The following is a 16725-nucleotide window of genomic DNA, read 5'->3' on the forward strand; positions in this document are numbered from 1 at the left end:
AGGGGCCGCGTCCGGTGCCGCAATGTCAACCAATCGGCCTAGGATCCAGTGTCGTGGCGACGACGGAAATTCCCCCTCAATACCTGTTGTCCGAGCAGGCGCCGTCCCCGCGCACCCTGATCGACATCCTCTACGACACCGCCAATCGCTACCCCGATGCGGCGGCGATCGACGACGGAACGGTGCAGCTCACCTATGCCGAGCTGATCTCCGACATCGAGGAAAGCGTCGACTGGCTGGCAGCCAGAGGCATCGGCCGCGGCGATCGGATCGGCATCCGGATGCCCTCGGGTAGCTATGCCTTGTACGTCGCGATCCTGTCGACGCTGGCCGCCGGTGCGGCCTACGTCCCGGTGGACGCCGACGATCCCGACGAGCGGGCCGAGCTGGTGTTCGGCGAAGCCGGCGTGGTGGGCATCATCACCGAGGCGGGCCTGACCCGCGGTCCGGGTTCCTCCCGCGGCTGGCGTGCCACCGCCCCGCTGGGCCGCGACGACGCCTGGATCATTTTCACGTCCGGCTCGACGGGCACCCCCAAAGGGGTGGCGGTGACGCACCGCAACGCCGCGGCGTTCGTCGACGCCGAAGCACGAATGTTCCTGCAGCGCAATCCAATCGGCCCGGGTGATCGAGTGCTGGCCGGCCTGTCGGTGGCGTTCGACGCGTCGTGCGAGGAGATGTGGCTGGCCTGGCGCTACGGAGCGTGCCTCGTGCCCGCCCCCCGCGCCCTGGTGCGCAGCGGTATGGACCTCGGGCCGTGGCTGGTGCAGCGCGACATCACCGTGGTGTCGACGGTGCCGACGCTGGCATCGCTGTGGCCGGCTGAGGCGCTGGAGGCGGTGCGGCTGTTGATCTTTGGCGGCGAAGCCTGCCCACCCGAGCTCGCAGAGCGGCTGGCGGTCGAGGGCCGCGAGGTGTGGAACACCTACGGACCGACCGAGGCGACCGTGGTGGCCAGCGCCGCGCGCCTGGATGGCCGCAGCGCGGTTAGCATCGGCCGCCCACTGCCCGGCTGGGACCTGGCCGTAGTCGACAAGCAGGGCGCGCCCGTCGCCCTCGGCGAGGTCGGCGAGCTGGTGATCGGCGGGGTCGGGCTGGCCCGCTACCTGGATCCGGAGAAGGACGCCGAGAAGTACGCGCCGATGCCGTCCCTGCAGTGGGCTCGCGCCTACCGCAGCGGCGACCTGGTCCGGCTGGAGAACGACGGACTGTATTTCCAGGGCCGCGCCGACGATCAGGTCAAGGTCGGCGGCCGGCGCATCGAACTCGGCGAGGTCGACTCCGCGCTGGTGAACCTGCCCGGCGTCAGTGGCGGGGCCGCGGCGGTCCGGCGCACGACCAGCGGCACCCCGATGCTGGTCGGCTATATCGCCAGCGCGGAGTCGAATTTCGACCTCGCCGCCGCCCGCACCCAACTCGCGGCGAGCTTGCCCGCCGCCCTGGTGCCGCGACTGGTGCTGCTCGACGAGCTGCCGACGAGGACCTCCGGCAAGGTCGACCGCAACGCGCTGCCGTGGCCGCCACCGGGCTATCAGGACTCCGAACCCGATCTGGGCGGCACGATGGGCTGGCTGGCCGGACTGTGGCGCGATGTTCTCGGCGCGGTGGTCGACGGTCCCGAGGCCGACTTCTTCGCCCTCGGCGGCGGCTCGCTCTCGGCGGCGCAGCTGGTTGCCGCGCTCCGCGAGCGCTACCCGCAGCTGACCGTCGCCCAGCTCTACGACCATCCCCGGCTGGGATCTCTGGCCGAGTTCCTCGAAGAGCTCGCCCCACCACCGGTGGTCACCCCGCGCGATGTCACACCCACCCCGGTCACGACCCAAGCCGCACAGGTTCTGCTATCGGTGCCGCTGGCCACTCTGACGGGCCTGCAATGGGTGACCTGGCTGGCGCTGTTCAACAACATCGCCGCCGCCGCGCATCCACTGCCATGGCTGGTCAGCGTCAACTGGTGGTTGGTGGCGGTGGCTTTCGTCGTGTTCATCACCCCGTTCGGCCGGATGGCTATCGCCGTGCTTGGCGCGCGGACGTTGTTGTCCGGACTGGAGCAGGGCACCTACCGCCGCGGCGGCTCCGAGCATCTGCGGGTGTGGCTGGCAGAGCGACTGGCCGACGCTAGCGGCGCGGAGAACCTCGCCGGTGCGCCGTGGCTGGTGCATTACGCACGGGCGCTGGGTAACAAGGTCGGCAAAGGCGTGGATCTGCATTCTGCGCCACCGGTGACCGGCATGTTGGAGCTGGGCCACCGGGTTTCCATCGAGCCAGAGGTCGACCTGACCGGGCATTGGATTGACGGCGACCTCTTCCACGTCGGCCCGATCACTGTCGGCAACGACGCGTCCATCGGGGCTCGCACGACCCTGTTTCCCGGCGCGGTAATCGGCAAGAACGCCGATGTGGCACCGGGTTCCGGTGTCGTCGGCAAGGTCAAGAACGGGCAGTACTGGAAGGGTTCCCCGGCAGTGAAATCGGGCAAGGCCCGTCACCCCTGGCCTGAGCACCGGCCCGCCCGGGCCGCGCATTGGGTGGCCATGTACGCAGTGACGTCGGTGCTTCTGGGCGCGGTGCCGCTGATAGCGCTGGGTGTCGGCCTGGCGATTCTGGTGCGGCCGGCGCGGCACAGCGCCACGCTGACCGCTGCTCTCGGTGCGGCCGCGCCGTGGATTCCGGTGGCCGCGTTGGCGTCACTCGTCGTCTACGCCGCCGCCACCGTGCTCGGGGTGCGGATCCTGGCGATCGGTCTCAACGAGGGCTACCACCCGGTGCGCAGCCGAGTGGGCTGGCAGTTGTGGACCACCGAACGACTGATGGACGCCGCCCGCAACTACCTGTTCCCGCTGTATGCCAGCCTGCTCACCCCGTGGTGGTTGCGGCTCCTCGGCGCGAAAATCGGTCGCAACACCGAGATCTCGACCGCACTGCTGACCCCAAAGTTCACTGTCGTCGAAGACGGTGCATTCCTGGCCGACGACACCATGGTCGCCTCCTACGAGCTCGGCGGCGGCTGGATCCATGTGGCCAAGGCCACGGTCGGCAAGCGGGCGTTCCTGGGCAACTCCGGTATCACCCAGCCCGGCCGGCGGGTGCCTGACGACGGTCTGGTGGCGGTGCTCTCGGCCGCGCCGCACAAGGCCAAGGCCGGTTCTTCGTGGCTGGGCAGCCCACCAATCCGGTTGCGCCGCAACGCCGACGAGGCCGACGCGGCACTGACGTACAGCCCGCCGCTGCGGCTGAAGATCATGCGCGCGACCGTCGAAACGTGCCGGCTGATCCCGGTTGTCGTCACCTTCGCCATCGGGGTGGCGGTACTGGCCGCTCTGCAGGCGCTGGCCGTCGAGTTCGGCTACGGCTCGGCCGCGCTGGGCGGCGGCATCGTGCTACTGACCGCTGGCGCAGTGGCCGGCGGTATCGCGGTGGGCGCCAAATGGCTTGTAGTGGGCCGAATTCGCGCCGGCGAACAGCCACTGTGGTCGTCGTTCGTGTGGCGCAACGAGGTATCCGACACGTTCGTCGAAACGGTGGCCGGCCCGTGGTTCGCCCGCGCGGCCAGCGGCACCCCGGTGATGAATCTCTGGCTACGCGGGATGGGCGCCAAAATCGGCCGCGGCGTGTGGTGCGAGACGTACTGGCTGCCCGAAGCCGATCTGGTGACACTACAGCGGGCCAGTACTGTCAACCGGGGTTGCGTGGTCCAGACGCACCTGTTCCATGATCGGATCATGCGGATGGACACCGTCGTGCTCGGCGAGGGTGCCACCCTGGGACCGCACTGCGTCGCGTTGCCCGCCGCCAAGCTCGGCGCGGGCGCCACCGTCGGTCCGGCATCGCTGGTGATGCGCGGTGACGAGGTGCCGAAGTCGACTCGCTGGCAGGGTAACCCCATTGCGCCCTGGTCGATTTCACGTAAGAAATCACGAGACGAGAAACCGGCGCGCGAATCCGGGGACAGTGCCGCGTGAAACGTCCCGCCAAGAAGGCCGCCAAGAAAGGCGGCCTTCCCGTCATCGACCCGTACCTGCCGAACAACGGCAACTTCGGATACCGGGTGTCGCGCTACGAGTTGGAGCTGGAATACAAGGTCGCGATCAACCGGCTCACCGGTGCGGCCACCATCACCGCCGCCACGCTGGCCTCGCTGAAAACGTTCACCCTGGATCTGTCCGACGCGCTGGCGGTGACGAAGGTGACGGTCAACGGCCGTAGACCGGCCAATTTCAGCAGCTCGAACGGCAAGCTGCACATAGCACTGGCCGCGCCGCTGCCCGCCGGGGCGGCCATGTCAATCCAGGTGCGCTACGGCGGGTCGCCCCGACCGATCCGAAGTCATTGGGGTGAAGTCGGTTTCGAAGAGCTGTCGAACGGTGCGCTGGTTGCCGGACAGCCGAATGGGGCGGCATCGTGGTTTCCCTGCGATGACCATCCCAGCGCCAAAGCCAGCTATCGCATTCAGATCGGCACGGACAGCCCGTATCGCGCGGTGGCCAACGGCGAGCTGGTATCGCGCCGGGTCCGCGCCGCGCACACGGTGTGGACTTATGAGCAGCCCGAGCCGACGTCGACATACCTGGTGACGTTGCAGATCGGCATGTACGGCGCCAACAAGATGCCCAAAGCCCAGGTGCCAATGCAGGCGGTGTTGCCGGATCGGTTGCGCACCAACTTCGCCCACGACTTCGGCCGCCAGCCCCAGATGATGAAGCTGTTCACCAAACTGTTCGGGCCCTATCCCCTGAGCAACGGCTACACCGTGGTGGTGACCGACGACGATCTCGATATACCGCTGGAAGCCCAGGGCATGTCGATATTCGGCGCCAACCACTGCGACGGTAAGCGCAGCTCCGAGCGGCTGATCGCGCACGAGCTGGCACACCAATGGTTCGGTAACAGCGTCACCGTGCGGCGCTGGCGCGATATCTGGCTGCACGAGGGATTCGCCTGTTACGCCGAATGGTTGTGGTCGGAGAACTCCGGCGGGCAGAGCGCCGACCACTGGGCGCGCCACTACCACTCGAAGCTGGCCCATTCGCCACAGAATTTCCTGCTCGCCGATCCCGGGCCACGGGATATGTTCGACGATCGGGTCTACAAACGCGGTGCGCTCACCCTGCACGTGCTGCGCAAGACCATCGGTGACGCGAAATTCTTCGCACTGCTGCAAGATTGGACCAACCGCTACAAGCACAGCACCGTGGTGACCGACGACTTCAAAGGCCTTGCCGCCAACTACGCCGAGGAGTCACTGCGTTCGCTGTGGGACGCCTGGCTGTACTCGACCGAGGTACCGAAGCTGTGACCGACGCGGGCGCCTCCTTCGAGGCGCTAAGCGCCACTGGCGCCCACCCGGCCGCCGGGTCCGGGGCGATCACCCGTGGCAGCGTGGCCCGCGTCGGGGTGGCCACCGCGATTTCGGCGCTGTGCGGTTATGCCGTGCTGTACCTGGCCGCGCGCGCACTGAACCCGGCCGGTTTCTCGGTATTCGGGGTGTTCTGGGGTGCGTTCGGATTGGTCAACGGCGCGGCCTACGGGCTGCTGCAGGAGGCCACCCGCGAAGTGCGCGCCGCCGGCTATGTCGAGATCGCCGACGGACCCCGGACGCACCCCATGCGGGTGGCCACCGGCGTCGGCCTGCTGGCCGCCGTCGCCATGGCGGGCGCCGCTCCGCTCTGGGCACCGCACGTATTCAGCCAATCCCGTCCACTATCGGTGGGCCTGCTCAGTGTCGGCCTGGCCGGATTCTGTCTCCACGCAACACTTTTGGGCCTCCTTGCCGGCACCGGTGGCTGGGGGGGGTACGGCGTGCTCATGGTGATCGACGCCGTCATGCGTGTGATGGTTGCAGTGGCGGCGTTCGCGGCGGGCTGGGGCCTCGATGGTTTCCTGTGGGCGACGGTGGCCGGCGCGGTGGGCTGGCTGGTACTGCTGGCGGTCTCACCGAGTGCCCGCACAGCAGCCCGGGTGCGCACGCCCGGGGGTACTGCGACATTCCTGCGTGGGGCCGGACACTCCATCGCCGCCGCCGGCGCCAGTGCTGTCCTCGTCATGGGCTTTCCGGTGTTGCTCAAAGCGACGTCGGGCAGTGACCTCGGCGCGGCGGGTGGGGTGGTGATCCTGGCGGTGACGTTGACGCGGGCTCCACTGCTGGTGCCGCTGACCGCGATGCAGGGCAATCTGATCGCGCACTTCGTCGACCACCGCGGGCACCGGCTGAAGGCGCTGCTCGCGCCCGCGGCCGTGGTGGTCGCGCTGGGTGCGGTCGGTGTGCTGGCGGCCGGGCTGCTCGGACCGTGGCTGATCCGGGAGGCATTCGGCGACGAGTACGGCCCCGGCGGGGCCCTGCTGGCCTGGCTGACCGCGGGCGCGGTGGCGATCGCGCTGCTGACCGTCACCGGTGCCGCGACCGTGGCGGCGGCCCTGCACCGCGCGTACTCGATCGGCTGGGTCGGAGCCACTGTGGTCTCGACGGCGTTGCTGACCCTGCCAATACCCCTGACCGACCGAACCGTGGTCGCCCTGTTGTGCGGTCCTCTGGTCGGGATCGTCGTCCACCTCGCCGCCCTGGCCCGCGCCGCACGCTGAACCAACGGTCACCGGCGTGTACTTTGTGGACATCGACACGCCCTACCCAGACGCCTGGATCATCGTGCCAGCGTTCAACGAGGCGCAGGTCATCGCCGACGTCATCGCCGACCTGCGCCAAGTTTTCGACCACGTGGTGTGCGTCGACGACGGCAGCCGCGACGACACCGCCGATATCGCGCTGCGCGCCGGCGCCCACGTGGTGCGCCATCCGGTGAATCTCGGGCAGGGCGCGGCCATCCAGACCGGTGTCGAATACGCCCGGGCCCAACCCGGCGCCGAGGTGTTCGTCACGTTCGACGCCGACGGACAGCACCGCGTCAAGGATGTGCTCATCATGATCGAGCGGCTGGCTAAGGGCGATGTCGACATCGTCATCGGCACCCGCTTCGCCCGTAGCACCGTGAGCCACACCCCGCCGCTGAAGCGGTTGATCCTGCGTACCGCGGCCATGCTGAGCCCGAGCAGTCAACGACTGCACCTGACCGACGCCCATAACGGGCTGCGGGTGTTCAACAAGACGGTGGCCGACAACCTCAGCCTGACGATGAACGGGATGAGCCACGCGACCGAATTCATCACGCTGATCGTCGAAAACCATTGGCGGGTGGCCGAAGAGCCCGTCGAGATCCTCTACACCGAGTACTCGATGTCCAAGGGCCAGCCGCTGCTGAACGGGGTGAACATCGTCTTCGATGGGTTCCTGCGAGGAAGGATGCGCCGATGAACTGGATCCAGCTGCTGCTGATCGTGGCGGTCGTCGCACTGCTGGTGTACTTGCTGCGTTCGCGCACCAACGCCAAGGCCAAGGCGTGGGTCAAGGTCGGCTACGTGCTGTTCGTGATCCTCGCGATCTACGCCATCCTGCGGCCCGATGACACCACCGTGCTGGCCAATTGGCTCGGCGTGCGACGCGGCGCCGACCTCATCACCTATACGCTGATCATCGCGTTCGTGTTCACCACGATGAGCACCTATCTGCGGTTCAAGGAACTCGAACTGAAGTACGCCCGGCTGGCGCGCGCCGTGGCGTTGGAGGGTGCCCGGGTTCCGGAGAGCTAAGCCGGGCGCGTGCGGAAGTAGTCGACGGTGCGGTTAATGCCCTCTTCAAGACGCACCTTCGGACGCCAGCCCAGCACCATCTCGGCCTTGCGGACATCAAGGCAGGACCGCTTCACATCACCGAGGCGCGCCGGGGCGTTCTCCGGTTCGTCGGGCGCTCCGACCACCTTGGCGACCACGGCGTGCAACTCCCGGTCGCTGGTCTCCACCCCGGTGCCGACGTTGAACCGCTGGCCACGGCCGCCCGCGCCGGTGGCCCGGACGAAGACGTCCACGACATCGTCGACGAAGACGTAATCGCGGGTGTTCGACCCGTCGCCGTAGACCTTGGTGGGCCGGCCGGCCAGCATCGCGTTGGCGAAGATCGCGACCACCCCGGCCTCGCCGTGCGGGTCTTGGCGCGGGCCGTAGACGTTGGACGGTGCGATGAACGAGCAGTCCAAGTCGTAGAGGTGGCGGAAGGTGTTGAGGTAGATCTCCCCGGCGACCTTGCTGGCCGCATAGGGCGAGGCGGGATCGACCGGGGCGGTCTCGTTGGTCGGATAGTCCTTGGGCACGCCGTAGATCGACCCGCCCGAGGAGGTGTGCACGATCTTGCGGACGCCGGCCCGCCGGGCCGCCTCGGCCAGCCGGACCGTGCCGATGATGTTTATCTCGGCGTCGAACTCGGGTTCTTCCACCGATCGGCGCACGTCGATCTGCGCGGCCAGGTGATGGACGACTTCGGGTTTGTGCTTGCCGAGCAGGCCGATCAGATCGGCGCTGGCGATATCGGCCTCGACGAACTCGAAGCCGTCGTTGGTGTGGGCTCCGGCCAGGTTCTCGGTGCGGCCCCGGCTCAGATCGTCGAGCCCGATCACGGTATGACCGTCGGCGAGCAAGCGATCAACCAGCGTCGAGCCGATGAAGCCGGCCGCCCCCGTGACCATTACCTGCATGGCTGCCACCCTACCGTCGGCACGTACAGTCGAGCCGATGGCAGCTCCGACCCGGGTGGCGCGCATGCCACCGGTCGCGGTGGCGGCCGGCCTCCTCATCGCAATCCAGCTGGTGGTCCGCGCGGCCCTGGCATTCGGCGGCTACTTCTACTGGGATGACCTGATCCTGGTGGGGCGGGCCGGGACCCAGAATCTGTTGTCGCCGTCGTATCTGTTCCACGACCATGACGGGCACGTCATGCCCGGGGCGTTTCTGGTGGCAGGCATCATCACCCGGCTGGCCCCGCTGGTCTGGGCCTGGCCCGCCGTCAGCCTGGTGGTCCTGCAGCTGTTGGTATCGCTGTCAGTACTGCGAGCCCTGTACGTGATCCTCGGCTGGCGGCCGGTACTGGTGATTCCGCTCTGCTTTGCCCTGTTCACCCCGCTGGGCGTGCCCGGATTCGCTTGGTGGGCAGCCGCTCTGAACTCGCTGCCGATGCTGGCCGCGATGGCCTGGGTGTGCGCTGACGCAGTCATGTTGGTACGCACCGGCAATCGGCGCTACGCAGTCAGCGGGGTGCTGGTGTATCTGGGCGGGCTGCTGTTCTTCGAGAAATCCGCGGTCATACCGTTCGTCGCGTTCGCAGTGGTGGCACTGCTGCGCCACGTTCGGGGCGACAACACTGCCGTCGGCACGGTCTGGCGCCGAGGTGTGCAGTTGTGGGCGCCTGCACTCGCGGTGACGGCCGCGTGGGTGGCGCTGTATCTGATCGTTGTCGACCATCGGCGGTGGAGCTCGGATCTGGCGATGACATGGGATCTGTTGCGCCGCTCGGTTACCTACGGGATCGTGCCGGGGTTGGCAGGCGGCCCGTGGGAATGGCAGCGCTGGGCGCCGGCGTCACCCTGGGGGGTGCCACCGGCTTCGGTGATGATTCTGGGCTGGCTGGCCTTGGCCACCGTCTTGGCGGTGTCACTGTTGCGCAAGCAGCGCCTTGGGCTGGTCTGGCTGGTGGCCGCGGGATATGCGCTGGCCTGCCAGATCCCGATCTATCTGCTGCGCTCATCGAAGTTCACCGCGCTCGAGCTGGCCCAGACCCTGCGGTACTTTCCGGATCTGGTGATCGTGCTGACATTGCTTGCCGCGGTGGGATTCTGTGCACCCAACCGCGCTAGTGCAGGTTGGTTGAACGCTTCGCCTACCCGGACCGCGGCGGTCACAGGCGCGGCGGTGGCGTTCACGGCCAGCAGCCTGTACTCGACGTCGACGTTTCTGACCAGCTGGCGGGACAACCCCGCGCAGCCCTACCTGCAGAACGCGATTCGCTCTCTGGCGCAGGCTCGTTCGTCATCGGCGGCACCGCTACTGGACCAGGAGGTCGACCCACTGGTGCTGCAGCGGGTCGCCCACCCGGAGAATCTGGCCAGCCATATGTTCGCCCTGATCCGGGACCGGCCCGAGTTCGCCCAGTACACAACACAATTGCGCATGCTCAACGCCAGCGGTCACCTGGTGGACGCCAACGTCACCTGGACCCGCACCATCGTGATAGGCCCGGTGCCGGGTTGCGGCTATCTGGTTCAACCGGACGCCGACGTGCGGATGCCACTGGACGGGCCGCTGCTGCCGGCGGACTGGACGGCGGAAATCAACTATCTGGCCAACAGCGAGGGCTCGATGCAGATGTCGCTGAACGAGGGACCCGAAACGAAGGTGCCGGTGCACCCCGGGCTGAACCGCGTCTTCGTCCGGCTGCCTGGGGCGGGCGACGCGATCACGGTGCGGGCCACCACCGCGGCGCTGTCGTTGTGCCTGGCCTCCGGGCCAGTCGGATATCTGGCACCGCGACAGTGACGCCACGGCGGTGCATAGGCTGTTTTTCACCCTGCCGTCACGCTCGCCGTCCCGCAGTGTGCCAAAGTAGTTTGCATGTCTAACTTACGTGAGGATGGTTTGCGCGTTTTCCGGGAGATGCTGCCCGGGACACTGCCCGACGGCGACGTTGAATTCGGCGGCTTCGCCCCTGAGCTGATGGACATCGGCGTCGAGAGCGTTTTCGGCAAGCTGTGGACCCGCGACGGGCTCAGCCGCCGCGATCGGAGCCTGGTGACACTCGGCATCTTGATTGCGCTGCGGGCCGGCGACGAGATGAAGGCGCACTTCCGGATCGCCAGGCAGAACGGGCTGACCGAGGATGAGATCGCCGAGGTCATCTACCACTCCAGCGGCTACGCCGGCTTCCCGGCGGCCGCCACCGCTCGCAATATCGCCGCCGAGGAACTCGGCAAGACGAAAGAGAGCCGCCCAGGGGAATCGAACCCCTGACCTTCTCATTACGAGTGAGATGCTCTACCGACTGAGCTAGGGCGGCGGTGGCCCTTGAGAGCCGCAGTGAGTCTACAGGTCCGAACGCAGTGCCTGACCCACAGTCGCCACCAGCGCATCGACGGCGAATTTGGGCTTGACGTTGGTCGCCAGCGCCTCGCGGCACTCGAGCACCGCCTCGATACAGCGCAGCAGTCGGTCCGGGGCCGCATGCGCGGCCAACGCCGCCACCTTCTCGGCCATATCCGGATGATTCGGCACCACGGCGCCGGCGCCGTTGGCCACCAAGAGCGCATCCCGGAAGTACGTCGCCAGGTCGATCAGCGCGCGGTCCAGAGCGTCGCGCGAGGCCCGGGTCTGGCGGGATTTCTGGCGCTTCTCGAGGTCCCTGATCGCCCCGGTGGCACCGCGCAGAGCACCCGCCGTGCCTTTTCCGGTGCCGCCCGCCCCCAGCGCGGTACGCAGCTCGTCCGACTCGACCTCGTCCCGGCCGACATTGAGCGCTTTCGCCTCAGCCTCGGCGGTGGCCACCAGCTCCTCTGCGGCCGCATACGCCCGCGACGGGGTCGCGGCATCACGCGCCAGCCCTAACGCCCGGGTACGCCGATCCCGGGCATCCGGATCGGTGGCCAGCCGCCGGGCCCGTCCGACGTGACCGCCGCTGACTGAGGCCGCCCACTGCGCGATCTCGGCAGACAGCCCGTCGTTATCGACCAGCACCTGCGCGATCGCCGTTGTCGGCGGTGTCACCAATGCCACATGTCGGCACCGCGACCGCAGGGTGATGGCGATGTCTTCGGGATCCACCGACGGCGCACACAGCAAGAAGACCGTCGATGGCGGCGGCTCCTCCACCACCTTGAGCAGCGCGTTGGCCGCGCCTTCGGTCAGTCGATCGGCATCCTCGACGACCACAATCTGCCATCGGCCGGTGCTGGGCCGACGCGAGGCGATCTGGACGATAGTGCGCATCTCGTCGACGCCGATAGAGAGCCCCTCGGGGACGATGCGCCGCACGTCACCGTGGGTGCCCGCCATCGTCGTCGAACAGGCCCGGCACTGCCCACACCCCGGTGTGCCCTCCGCGCTGCACTGCAGGGCGGCCGCAAAACACTGGGCTGCCACCGAGCGCCCAGACCCGGGCGGTCCGGTGATCAACCAGGCATGTGTCATGGTCCCGGTTGCCGCCACATCGTGAGCGGAATCACCGCGGGCCGCCCGGGCAGCGCCCACGAGCTCCGCTTCCACCGCGCTTTGGCCCACCAGCCGTGTGAAAACTCCAGACATCGCCTCAAACACTAGTGCTCAGCAACGACACAACCGCTGTCCACCGGGCCTGAGAAGATGCAGATCGGTCGCCCTGTACCGATACGGTGGGCTAGTGACCACCGCGCAGCTCAGCCCGGGGCGAATCAATGGATTCGTGCGGTGGGTTGCGCGCACCCCGTGGCCGGTGTTCACCCTGGGCATGTTGCAGGCAGACATCATCGGCGCCCTGCTGGTGCTGGGCTTCCTGCGGTTCGGTCTGCCGCCGTCCGATCGGGTCATGCTGCAGGATCTGCCGACGCTGAATCTGGTTATCTTCCTGAGCTATCTGTTCATCTCGTTCGCTGTCGGCGCGTTCGTCAACCTCAAGCTGCTCGTTCCGGTATTCCGCTGGCAACGCCGCGACGCGTTGTTGGCCGCAGACGACCCAGCCGGTACCGAACAAGCCCGGTTGCGGGCGCTGCGGATGCCCGTCTACCGGTCGGTGATCAGCATGACCAACTGGGTGCTGGGGGCGGTGGTGTTCATCGCAGCCAGCTGGCCGGTGGCCAGCCACACCGCACCCGTGCTCGCGGTGTCGACGCTGCTCGGCGCCACGGCCACCACGATCATCGGCTACCTGCAATCCGAGCGGGTGCTGCGACCGGTCGCGGTCGCCGCGCTGCGCGGCGGCGTACCGGAGAAGTTCCACCGCCCCGGCGTCATCCAACGGCTGGTGCTGACCTGGCTGCTGTCCACCGGGGTGCCGCTGCTGGCGATCGTGCTGTCGATCGTGGCCAGCAAGTTCTCGCTGCTCTACGCCTCCACGGACGCACTCTTCACGCCGATCCTGCTGATGGCCGTCGCGGCACTGGTGGTCGGACTCACCGGAAACGTGCTGGCGGCCATGTCGATCGCCGACCCGCTGCGCCAGCTGCGCTGGGCGCTCGGGGAGGTGCAGCGCGGTAACTACAACGCCCACATGCAGATCTACGACGCCAGCGAGCTGGGACTGCTGCAGGCCGGCTTCAACGACATGGTGCGAGACCTCAGCGAGCGGCAGCGGCTGCGCGACCTGTTCGGCCGCTACGTCGGCGAGGATGTCGCCCGCCGCGCTCTGGAACGCGGCACCGAACTCGGCGGCCAGGAACGCGATGTCGCGGTGCTGTTCGTCGACCTGGTCGGATCGACCCAGCTGGCCGCGTCGCGACCGCCGAGCGAGGTCGTGAGCATGCTCAACGAGTTCTTCCGGGTGGTGGTCGAGACCGTCAAGAAACACGGCGGCTTCGTCAACAAGTTCCAGGGTGATGCGGCGCTATGCATCTTCGGGGCGCCGATCGAGCACCCTGACGCCTCCGGTGCGGCGCTGGCCGCCTCCCGGGAACTGCACGACGAACTGGTCAGTGTCCTGGGCCAAACAGAATTCGGGATCGGAGTGTCGGCCGGGCGCGCGATCGCCGGGCATATCGGCGCCCAGGCCCGATTCGAGTACACCGTGATCGGCGACCCGGTCAACGAAGCCGCCCGGCTGACCGAGTTGGCCAAGATCGAGGGCGGCCACGTGCTGGCGTCGGCGATCGCAGTCAGCGGGGCACTGGACGCCGAGGCGTTGTGCTGGAACGTCGGGGAGATCGTCGAACTGCGCGGCCGCCGCGCACCCACACAGCTGGCCCGCCCGATGAACCTGGTGCTGCCCAGCGAAGCCAGCCAGTTCAGCGAGAGCGAAAGCGTCTAGCTCAGGCCTTTTTGGCGGGTGCCTTCTTGCGCGCCGCCTTCTTGGCGGGAGCCTTCTTCTTGACCGGGCCCCGAGCGCGCCGGTCGGCGAGCAGCTCGGACGCTCGCTCGTCGGTGATGCTCAGGACATCGTCGCCCTTACGCAGGCTGGCGTTGGTCTCGCCGTCGGTGACATACGGACCGAACCGGCCGTCCTTGATCACCATCGGCTGGCCCGATGCCGCGTCGACACCCAGTTCACGCAGCGGCGGCGTGGCAGCACCCTGGCGCCCACGACGTTTGGGCTCGGCGTAAATCTTCAGCGCCTCTTCGAGGGTGATATCGAAGATCTGGTTCTCGGTGGCCAGTGAGCGAGAGTCGGTGCCGCGCTTGAGGTACGGACCGTAGCGGCCATTCTGCGCGGTGATCTCCTCGTTGTTGGCCGGGTCCACGCCGACAACGCGCGGGAGCGAGATCAGTTTGAGGGCATCCTCGAGCGTGACGGTCTGCAGATCCATCGACCGCAGCAGCGAGCCGGTACGTGGCTTCGGGCCGGTCGGCTTCTTACCCTTCTTGGCAGTGACGCCGGGGTCGTCGTCGGGCGGCGGGGGCAGCACCTCGGTGACATAGGGCCCGTAGCGCCCGTCCCTGGCCACGATCTCGTGCCCGGACTCCGGATCGACGCCAAGCACGCGGCCCTCTTGTGGTGTCGCAAAAAGGGTTTCGGCCAATTCGAGGGTCAGCTCGTCGGGGGTGATCTCATCGTTGAGGTTGGCCCGCTGCGGTTTGGGCTCCCCATCCTCGCCGAGGATCATCCGCTCCAGGTACGGACCGTTCTTGCCGACGCGAACCACGATTGCGCGGCCCTCTTCGTCGTCAAAGAGCTTGATGGAGTTGACTTCTCGAGCGTCGATGCCCTCGAGATTGACGCCGACCAACTTCTTCAGGCCGCCGGCCCGAGCGATCGAATCCGCAACGCCGTGCTCGCCGCCGAAGTAGAAGTTGGACAGCCAGTTGGTGCGCCGTTCCTGTCCGGAAGCGATCTCGTCAAGCTCGTCCTCCATCGCGGCGGTGAAGTCGTAGTCCACCAGGCGGCCGAAGTGCTGCTCGAGAAGACCAGTGACCGCGAACGCCACCCAGGACGGCACCAGCGCGCTGCCCTTCTTGTGAACGTAACCGCGGTCCTGGATCGTCTTGATGATCGAGGAATACGTTGAGGGACGGCCGATTCCGAGTTCTTCGAGCGCTTTGATCAGCGACGCCTCGGTGTAGCGAGCCGGCGGATTGGTGGTGTGCCCGTCGGCGTTGAGCCGGGTGGCATCCACGCGCTGGCCCTGACGCAGCTGCGGCAGCCGGCTCTCGGCGTCGTCGGCCTCACCGCCGGCCTGCTCATCGACGGTCTCGACGTAGGCCTTCAGGAAGCCGGAGAAGGTTATGGTGCGGCCGCTGGCGGCGAAAACCACCTCGCGGCCATCGGTGGATGTGCCGTTGATGCGCAGGCTCAGCGTCGTCCCGCGAGCATCGGCCATCTGCGAGGCCACGGTGCGTTGCCAGATCAGCTCGTAAAGCCGGAACTCGTCGGTGTCGAGTTCGCGGTGCAGCGCACCGGGGGTGGCGAAGGTGTCACCGGCAGGCCGGATCGCCTCGTGCGCCTCCTGCGCGTTCTTGACCTTGCGGGTGTACTGCCGCGGCGAGGGATGCACGTACTCGTCGCCGTAGAGCTGCCGAGCCTGATTACGCGCGGCATCAATGGCCGACTGCGACAGCGTCGTCGAGTCGGTGCGCATATAGGTGATGTAGCCGTTCTCATACAGCCGCTGCGCGATGCTCATCGTGCGTTCGGCGGAGAACCGCAGCTTGCGGCCGGCCTCCTGCTGCAACGTGGAGGTCATGAACGGCGGATACGGCTTACGGGTATAGGGCTTCTCCTCAACCGAGGCCACGGCGAGGCTAGCGGCCCGCAAACCGGTGGCCAGCGAGACCGCCGCAGCCTCATCGAGCACCACGACCTCGTCGGGCTTACGCAGAATGCCCAGCGAGTCGAAGTCGCGGCCGGTCGCCACCCGCTTGTTGTCGACGTTGACCAGCCGGGCGGTGAAGCGCGGCGGGGCGGCATTGGGGTCCGAGACGCTCGCGTCGAGCTCGGCGATCACGTCCCAGTAGGAGGCGCTGCGGAAGGCCATCCGGTCGCGTTCGCGCTGGACGATGATCCGGGTGGCCACCGACTGCACCCGGCCGGCCGACAGCTTCGGGGCGACTTTCTTCCACAAAACGGGGCTGACCTCGTAGCCATACAACCGGTCGAGGATGCGTCGGGTCTCCTGCGCATCGACCAGATCGTTGTCCAGGTCGCGAGGATTTTCGGCAGCCGCGCGGATGGCCGGTTCGGTGATCTCGTGGAAGACCATGCGCTTGACCGGGACGCGAGGCTTGAGCGTCTCCAGCAGGTGCCAGGCGATGGCCTCACCTTCGCGGTCACCGTCTGTGGCCAGGTAGAGCTCGTCGACGTCCTTCAGCAGACCCTTCAGCTCGGTGACAGTGCTCTTCTTGTCGGGGCTGATGATGTAGAGCGGTTCGAAGTTGTCCTCGACATTGACGCCGAGGCGCGCCCACGACTCGGATTTGTACTTGGCCGGCACGTCGGCGGCGTTGCGCGGCAGGTCACGAATGTGGCCGCGGGACGACTCCACGATGTAATTGGCGCCGAGGTACCCGGCGATTTTGCGCGCCTTGGTGGGCGACTCGACGATGACGAGCCGCCGGACGTTGCCATCACTACTTCGGGCATCCCCGCCGCTTCCGCGGTTTCCGTCGTCAGCCAACTGCGCTTACGCTCCACTTCTGTCTTGCCCGCAGGCACCCCCGACCCGCGGGCAACTGACAATT

At 67.5% G+C, this 16725-nt stretch carries 11 protein-coding genes and 1 tRNA gene; 8 read left to right on the top strand and 4 right to left on the bottom strand.

Annotated elements, in window-relative coordinates:
- Positions 1–14 precede the first annotated feature (14 nt).
- The 5 genes from G6N13_RS05695 to G6N13_RS05715 are packed head-to-tail and all read left to right on the top strand — an operon-like array spanning position 15 to position 7638.
- On the top strand, positions 15–3959 hold the full coding sequence (locus tag G6N13_RS05695) for a Pls/PosA family non-ribosomal peptide synthetase (protein ID WP_407663873.1): 3945 nt from the start codon (positions 15–17) through the stop codon (positions 3957–3959).
- Positions 3956–5293 carry a M1 family metallopeptidase gene (locus G6N13_RS05700; RefSeq protein WP_163695170.1) on the top strand — a complete coding sequence of 446 codons (1338 nt, stop codon included), beginning with the start codon at positions 3956–3958 and terminating at the stop codon, positions 5291–5293. The genes G6N13_RS05695 and G6N13_RS05700 overlap by 4 nt, the downstream gene beginning before the upstream one ends.
- A complete protein-coding gene (locus tag G6N13_RS05705) occupies positions 5290–6576 on the top strand; it encodes a hypothetical protein (protein WP_179965088.1) in 1287 nt (428 codons plus the stop codon). Before G6N13_RS05700 ends, G6N13_RS05705 begins: the two co-directional genes overlap by 4 nt.
- Before the next feature lie 25 nt (positions 6577–6601).
- Positions 6602–7303 carry a polyprenyl-phospho-N-acetylgalactosaminyl synthase PpgS gene (locus G6N13_RS05710; protein ID WP_163701760.1) on the top strand — a complete coding sequence of 234 codons (702 nt, stop codon included), beginning with the start codon at positions 6602–6604 and terminating at the stop codon, positions 7301–7303.
- Positions 7300–7638, top strand: coding sequence for a DUF2304 domain-containing protein (locus G6N13_RS05715; protein WP_163695171.1), 339 nt, complete (start codon positions 7300–7302; stop codon positions 7636–7638). Before G6N13_RS05710 ends, G6N13_RS05715 begins: the two co-directional genes overlap by 4 nt.
- Here the strand turns inward: G6N13_RS05715 and G6N13_RS05720 are convergent.
- Positions 7635–8576, bottom strand: coding sequence for an NAD-dependent epimerase/dehydratase family protein (locus G6N13_RS05720; RefSeq protein ID WP_163695172.1), 942 nt, complete (start codon positions 8574–8576; stop codon positions 7635–7637). The two genes, G6N13_RS05715 and G6N13_RS05720, sit on opposite strands and share 4 nt — an antisense overlap.
- Before the next feature lie 37 nt (positions 8577–8613).
- Between G6N13_RS05720 and G6N13_RS05725 the strand changes: the two genes are divergently transcribed.
- Both G6N13_RS05725 and G6N13_RS05730 read left to right on the top strand, forming a co-directional pair.
- Positions 8614–10410 carry a hypothetical protein gene (locus G6N13_RS05725; protein WP_163695173.1) on the top strand — a complete coding sequence of 599 codons (1797 nt, stop codon included), beginning with the start codon at positions 8614–8616 and terminating at the stop codon, positions 10408–10410.
- Positions 10411–10485: 75 nt separating this feature from the next.
- A complete protein-coding gene (locus G6N13_RS05730; RefSeq protein ID WP_163695174.1) occupies positions 10486–10881 on the top strand; it encodes a carboxymuconolactone decarboxylase family protein in 396 nt (131 codons plus the stop codon).
- On the opposite strand, the gene G6N13_RS05735 is transcribed toward G6N13_RS05730, so the two are convergent.
- Both G6N13_RS05735 and G6N13_RS05740 read right to left on the bottom strand, forming a co-directional pair.
- Positions 10855–10927, bottom strand: a tRNA-Thr gene (locus tag G6N13_RS05735). The genes G6N13_RS05730 and G6N13_RS05735 overlap by 27 nt on opposite strands.
- Before the next feature lie 26 nt (positions 10928–10953).
- Complete coding sequence (locus G6N13_RS05740; RefSeq protein ID WP_163695175.1) at positions 10954–12168, bottom strand: DNA polymerase III subunit delta'; 1215 nt, start codon at positions 12166–12168, stop codon at positions 10954–10956.
- 94 nt (positions 12169–12262) lie between these two features.
- Here G6N13_RS05740 and G6N13_RS05745 point away from each other — a divergent pair, with 94 nt between their 5' ends.
- A complete protein-coding gene (locus G6N13_RS05745) occupies positions 12263–13861 on the top strand; it encodes an adenylate/guanylate cyclase domain-containing protein (RefSeq protein ID WP_163695176.1) in 1599 nt (532 codons plus the stop codon).
- Between the two features lies 1 nt (position 13862).
- On the opposite strand, the gene topA is transcribed toward G6N13_RS05745, so the two are convergent.
- Complete coding sequence (gene topA, locus G6N13_RS05750; protein ID WP_163695177.1) at positions 13863–16661, bottom strand: type I DNA topoisomerase; 2799 nt, start codon at positions 16659–16661, stop codon at positions 13863–13865.
- Positions 16662–16725: the final 64 nt, after the last annotated feature.

The sequence above is a fragment of the Mycolicibacterium sarraceniae genome, from assembly GCF_010731875.1.
Lineage (GTDB): Bacteria > Actinomycetota > Actinomycetes > Mycobacteriales > Mycobacteriaceae > Mycobacterium > Mycobacterium sarraceniae.

Excerpts from the sequence above, each read along its gene's own strand:
- G6N13_RS05720 (WP_163695172.1), bottom strand. The coding sequence starts at position 8,576 with ATGCAGGTAATGGTCACGGGGGCGGCCGGCTTCATCGGCTCGACGCTG.
- G6N13_RS05730 (WP_163695174.1), top strand. The coding sequence starts at position 10,486 with ATGTCTAACTTACGTGAGGATGGTTTGCGCGTTTTCCGGGAGATGCTG.
- G6N13_RS05715 (WP_163695171.1), top strand. The coding sequence starts at position 7,300 with ATGAACTGGATCCAGCTGCTGCTGATCGTGGCGGTCGTCGCACTGCTG.
- G6N13_RS05725 (WP_163695173.1), top strand. The coding sequence starts at position 8,614 with ATGGCAGCTCCGACCCGGGTGGCGCGCATGCCACCGGTCGCGGTGGCG.
- G6N13_RS05740 (WP_163695175.1), bottom strand. The coding sequence starts at position 12,168 with ATGTCTGGAGTTTTCACACGGCTGGTGGGCCAAAGCGCGGTGGAAGCG.